Annotated in this window: 4 protein-coding genes; 2 read left to right on the top strand and 2 right to left on the bottom strand. The window is 63.4% G+C overall.

Going from position 1 to position 4,870, the window contains the following annotated elements; genetic code table 11:
• Positions 1-2,241 (top strand): hypothetical protein (locus tag ACYQ2W_RS25215; protein WP_459873626.1); only part of this gene is annotated, 2,241 nt, incomplete at its 5' end.
• Positions 2,242-2,313: 72 nt separating this feature from the next.
• Here ACYQ2W_RS25215 and ACYQ2W_RS25210 read toward each other — a convergent pair.
• Entirely contained in the window at positions 2,314-2,613 is a 300-nt protein-coding gene (locus ACYQ2W_RS25210; RefSeq protein WP_459873624.1) for a HigA family addiction module antitoxin, read from the bottom strand.
• A gap of 5 nt (positions 2,614-2,618) precedes the next feature.
• The gene (locus ACYQ2W_RS25205; RefSeq protein WP_459873622.1) at positions 2,619-2,906 is read right to left on the bottom strand and encodes a type II toxin-antitoxin system RelE/ParE family toxin; all 288 of its coding nucleotides are present in this window, start codon (positions 2,904-2,906) and stop codon (positions 2,619-2,621) included.
• Positions 2,907-2,958: 52 nt separating this feature from the next.
• On the opposite strand from ACYQ2W_RS25205, the gene ACYQ2W_RS25200 reads away from it, so the two are divergent.
• Positions 2,959-4,870: SIR2 family protein (locus ACYQ2W_RS25200; RefSeq protein WP_459873620.1), on the top strand; the 1,912-nt coding region annotated here is incomplete at its 3' end.

Here is a 4,870-nt window from a genome sequence, read left to right as displayed (position 1 = left end):
GGAGTATTGCCCGCCCTGGTCCGCACGGCACTCGAACGAATTCGGCGACACGACGACCTTGAAAGAGATCTCTGTCTTGTAGAAAACCGCGACATACGCCGTGAGTTTTTCCTGGAAGCTCTCCGTCATATCCAAGACCCAACCAAAGGGGTGTTCCGACTCGCCCCATTGGTCGTGGACGACTACCCCTGGTTGCTATCCCTTTTCACCTCCTCCGTAGCCGCCACCAGCCAATGGACCATCGCCCAGTTCCTGTCGCGCAACTTCCAACCCGAATACTCCAGTCTGATTCTCGACGCCTGTGAAAACTCCCCAATCCTCTCCACGGAATTTCGATCGCTTCGTGAGCCGCTCCTGCTGGACTCCGAGCAGGCGGTACGATTGAGAGAACGGCATCGTGAAGAGCTGGAGTGGGCAAATCGCCGCCACGACACGCTGAAGCCATTGACGTCACCCCCGAAGGAGCGAGTGTTGGAGCGATTGAAGGTGATCGAAGCAGGAAATCCCGACGCCTGGGTCGATCTGTTGTTGGAGATGACGTTAACTGACCAAAGCCGCCGATACGACTTCCCTCCCCCGGTCGTCACCGATATGCCGGGTTGGCGAGACTCCGATCAAACCGTTCGCCTGAGAATCATCGATGCAGCCGCCCGCTACCTGGAGCAAGGAACCCCGGAATTCGACGCATTGCTCGATACAACGAGTTACACAGCCTCAGCAATCGCCGCCTTCCCGGCTTTCATCCTGCTCCGATCACAGGCTCCTCAACGTTTGGCCTCGCTGCCGCTATCCATTTGGCAAAACTGGGGGCCTGTTCTAGTGGACGCCAAAGCGGAAGATGAAGATTCCATCCGGGAGGATCGACGATGGCTCCAGGAGCAGGCATGGCGTCATGCCCCCGCAACGATGCTCGACGCCCTGCGTCGGAGCATCGAACGCGATGCGCGAGAACATAAACAGGTCTTCTGTCTCAACCGCCTCTACGTTCCGTGGACCGACACCATCTTCGATCTGATCAGGGAGCGATGGCGAAACCATCAGAAAAACCCGTCGATCGCCCGCTCTCTCTTGGAACCGCTCCTGGCCCGAAAGGACGAGACCTCATGGACAGAATGCGAACGAATCCTTTCCGAAAGGCCGTTGCCCATGGGAAAGGTGTCGAAACGACGCCTGATCCACACCGCGGAACTGGCTCTAAAGCACGACGCCGGACGTGCGTGGGAGCTGTTTCTGGGCGTTGTCGACGACGACCCGGATACCGCCGACGAATTGATCGCCGACGTCGCCTGCAATCGTTCTCATGACTTTGCCTGGGTGGAGGCATTGCAAGAAGAGGCCATCGCCGACTTCTATCTCCTTCTGCGCCGCCGTTATCCGCCCGATGGTGATCCGCCCCCACGAACCGGAGTCTTCGATTATCTCGACCTGCGCGAAGAGGTCAGTCACCTGCGCAATGCACTGATCACGCATCTAGCCTCCCGTGGAAGCACGGCCGCGGTCGCCGCCATGGAACGTCTGGTGGCCATTCACCAGGGCGACAAGTGGCTCCGTTGGCAGCTGACCGACTGTCGCCAAAATACCCTGCGTTCCAGTTGGAAGCCTCCCGGCCCGAAGGAGGTCATTGCCCTTGCCCGAAACCGCGAGCTGGCACTGATACGTAGCGGAGAAGAGCTTCTCGATGCTCTCCAAGACTCACTGTCTCGATTGGAAGAGCGGCTACACGGTTCCCATCCCGTGGTCCAGTTTTTGTGGAACGATGCCACCGGTAGCGCCAAACCGAAAGAAGAGGATGCGCTCTCGGACTTCGTCGCCGACCATATCGAAGGGGATCTCCACAAACGGGGACTGGTCGCCCATCGAGAAGTCCAGGTGCGCCGGCGAGGAAAAGGGATCGGGGAACGGAGCGACATCCTGGTTTCCGCGATCACGCCCGGCGATCCCGAAGGGCACCGAGCGCTCGAAGTGGTCATCGAAACCAAGGGTTGCTGGCATCGGGAACTAGATAACGCTATGGAGACCCAACTGAAGGCACATTACCTCACCGGAGAAAGGCGCCGGTACGGTCTTTATCTGGTCGGCTGGTATCTCTGTGAGAAATGGCTCGAAACAGATGCCAGAAAAAAGAAATGCGGAAAAATGAGGCTACCTGAAGTTCGATCACGCCTATCGTCCCAGGCTGAAAGCTTGAGCGACGAAAAATTTCGGATACGGTCTTACGTTCTCGACATGCGGCTCCCCTGAATTTCACCCTCGCAATTCATTGTGATCAAGCCGCACACATCACTCGCGACGCCCGCCGGGAATTTCGCCTCCTCACGCGGCGTGGCTACGCACCTCCCCCTCCAACCGCCCCCCCAACTTCTCCCGGGCCCGGAGAAGATCGTAGCGATTTTGCAGGTTGAGCCAGAATTGCGGGTCCATGCCGAAGAAGCGGCCCAACCGCAAGGCGGTGTCGGCGGTGATGCCGCGCTTGCCCTGAACGATCTCGCCGATGCGGCGCTGCGGTACGCTGATGTCCTTGGCCAATCGGTACTGGGTGATTTCCATGGGCTTGAGGAACTCTTCGAGGAGTACCTCGCCAGGGTGGATCGGTTCGAAGTCTCGCGTTGACATGTCTCTCATCCTCGGTGGTAATCGACGATCTCGACGTCGTGCACCCCGTCGGAGCGCCAGACGAAACAGATCCTCCACTGCCGGTTGATCCGGATGCTGTGCTGGCCGGAGCGGTCTCCATCCAGTTCCTCCAGGCGATTTCCTGGTGGGACCCGCAGTTGATCAAGATCGGTGGCGGCGTCGAGGATTTCCAGCTTGCGCGCGGCGGCACGCTGGATATCGGGAGGCAACCGCCGGGAGAAGCGACCGCTGAACAGCCGCTCCGCCTCCTTGTCTTTGAACGACTTGATCATATGAATAGCCTAGCGGACTCCGTTAGTAACGACAAGCGTTAGCATGATTCCAATGTCTGACCCCAAAGGCCGGGAACTCCCGGATTTCACCAAGACGCTCTTCCTGGTCGGTGCCGGCATCAGCCTCGACACCCCTTCCTGCATCCCGCCGGCCCGCCCGATCACCCGTCTCTTCTGCGACTGGATCGCCGCCGGCGACGAGGAGCTGGCCGCCGCGCTGCTCGAACGGTGCGCGCCGCGTCACGACCACAACCCCTTCGACTTCATCCGCTTCGAATCGCTGATCGGTGCGATTGACCGGATCACCCCCGGTATCGTGCAGCAACTACGCGGGCTGGAGCGCGCCGGCACCCCCAACGCCCACCACCTCTTTCTCGCCGCGGCGATCGCGCGCGGCGCGCGGGTGATCACCACCAACTTCGACACCCGCCTGGAGGAGGCCGCGCAATGGCAGGAGCACGACCCCGGCCTGATGGTACTGAGCGACCGCCGACGAGTCCCCCGGGAGTCCCACCGCCTGATCAAGCTCCACGGCAGCTTCCCCGAGAACGGCCGGCGGCGTTCCCTCCCCCGCGCCACGCTCAACCGCATCGGCGAGATCGGTCTCGGATTCGACCACTACCCCGGGTTCCGCGACTGGTTCGCCGAGGCCACCGCAGGCGCGACCCTCTACGTCCTCGGCTACTCTGCCTCCGACAGCTTCGACGTGGTCCCGCTGCTCGAAGGGCAGTGCCGGGCGGCGCGTGTGGAGTGGTTCGATTTCGATGCCGACGCCGGCCGGCTCTCCGCCCATGAGGTGCGGCGCGGCGACCCGGCCCCGCTGCCGGAACGACATGGCCGCGACTTCGTGGCCATGACCCTGAGCCGACTCAAGGGGCTTCACCCCGAAACCACGGTGATCCGTGCCCGCGGCGCCTCCCTGGGGCACTACCTCGCCCGCCGCTTCGACCCGCTCTACCGCGAGGAGCGCGTGACCCTGGAGCGGGCCCTGCGCCGCAGCGACCCGCTGGGCCTCGAGCGCGCCCTCGCCGACAATCTGGCGGCGCTGGAAGGAGCGCTGAAGGCCAACCCTCTCAGCGACGAACAGCGTGAATTGATCCTCGAACGACTGTTCGACGACGGCATGTTCGGCGAGGGGATGACCCGCGCGGAGGACGAACACCAACCCGAACTCCCCTATCAGCCGACTCCGCCGGAGCCCCCGGAACCCGCTACCGAGGAGGTCCGCGAGGCGCAGCAACGTTTCTCGGAGGCGCTCGACGCCGGCCGCATCGAGGAGGCCTTCCGCCACGCCGAACGCTGGTTCGATTTGGGCGGGACCGGCGACAACGCGGAGTTGCAGCTGATGCTGGCGGACTCCGAGTTCGAGCAATCGATGATCCGCGACGATCGCGCCGGCATGGCCCGTGCCCGCGCCAAGGCGCGCCGCTGGGCGCGCGACAGTGGCGTCCTCTGGGGGCTGATGATGGCCCTGCGCATGGAGGCCTTGGAGATCCAGCGCGGTTACCGCGGCACCGCCCCGCCGGCCGAACTGAGCGACCCGCTCCACCGCCGCCGCGCCATCGAGCAGGCCCACGCCTTCGCCTACTACGCCTTCCGCACCGGACGGGCCGACTGGTTCGTCCCCGCGGTGTGGATCACCGGCGCCCTGCAGGAGACCCTGTTCCTCTCCCGCGAGGCGATCGCGCTACACCGACGGCTGCTCCTCTGGCTGCCGGAAGAGGCCCACCCGTCGCGCGGGGTGACCCTCGCCAACCTGGTCACCTTCGCCCTGATGGCCAAGGACCGCCCCCTCGCCCGCCGCTTCCTCAAACGCCTCGAAGCCATCGCGCCCGAGGCGTGGCCGCTGGCCGAGCCGTTCGCCCTGGTCTCCCGCGCCGAGATCGATAAGACCGCCGGCCGCCTCGACACCGCCCTGGAGGGACTCGCCCGGGCCGAGGCGATCATCCAACGTGACTTCCCGC

It is taken from the genome of Endothiovibrio diazotrophicus, assembly GCF_054657215.1.
The sequence above is the reverse complement of the archived record's forward strand: the minus strand, read 5'-3'. Positions and strand labels throughout refer to the sequence as shown.

Bases quoted from the DNA above. Each gene is read 5' to 3' on its own strand.
- ACYQ2W_RS25205 (WP_459873622.1), bottom strand. From the start codon at position 2,906: ATGATCAAGTCGTTCAAAGACAAGGAGGCGGAGCGGCTGTTCAGCGGT.
- ACYQ2W_RS25210 (WP_459873624.1), bottom strand. From the start codon at position 2,613: ATGTCAACGCGAGACTTCGAACCGATCCACCCTGGCGAGGTACTCCTC.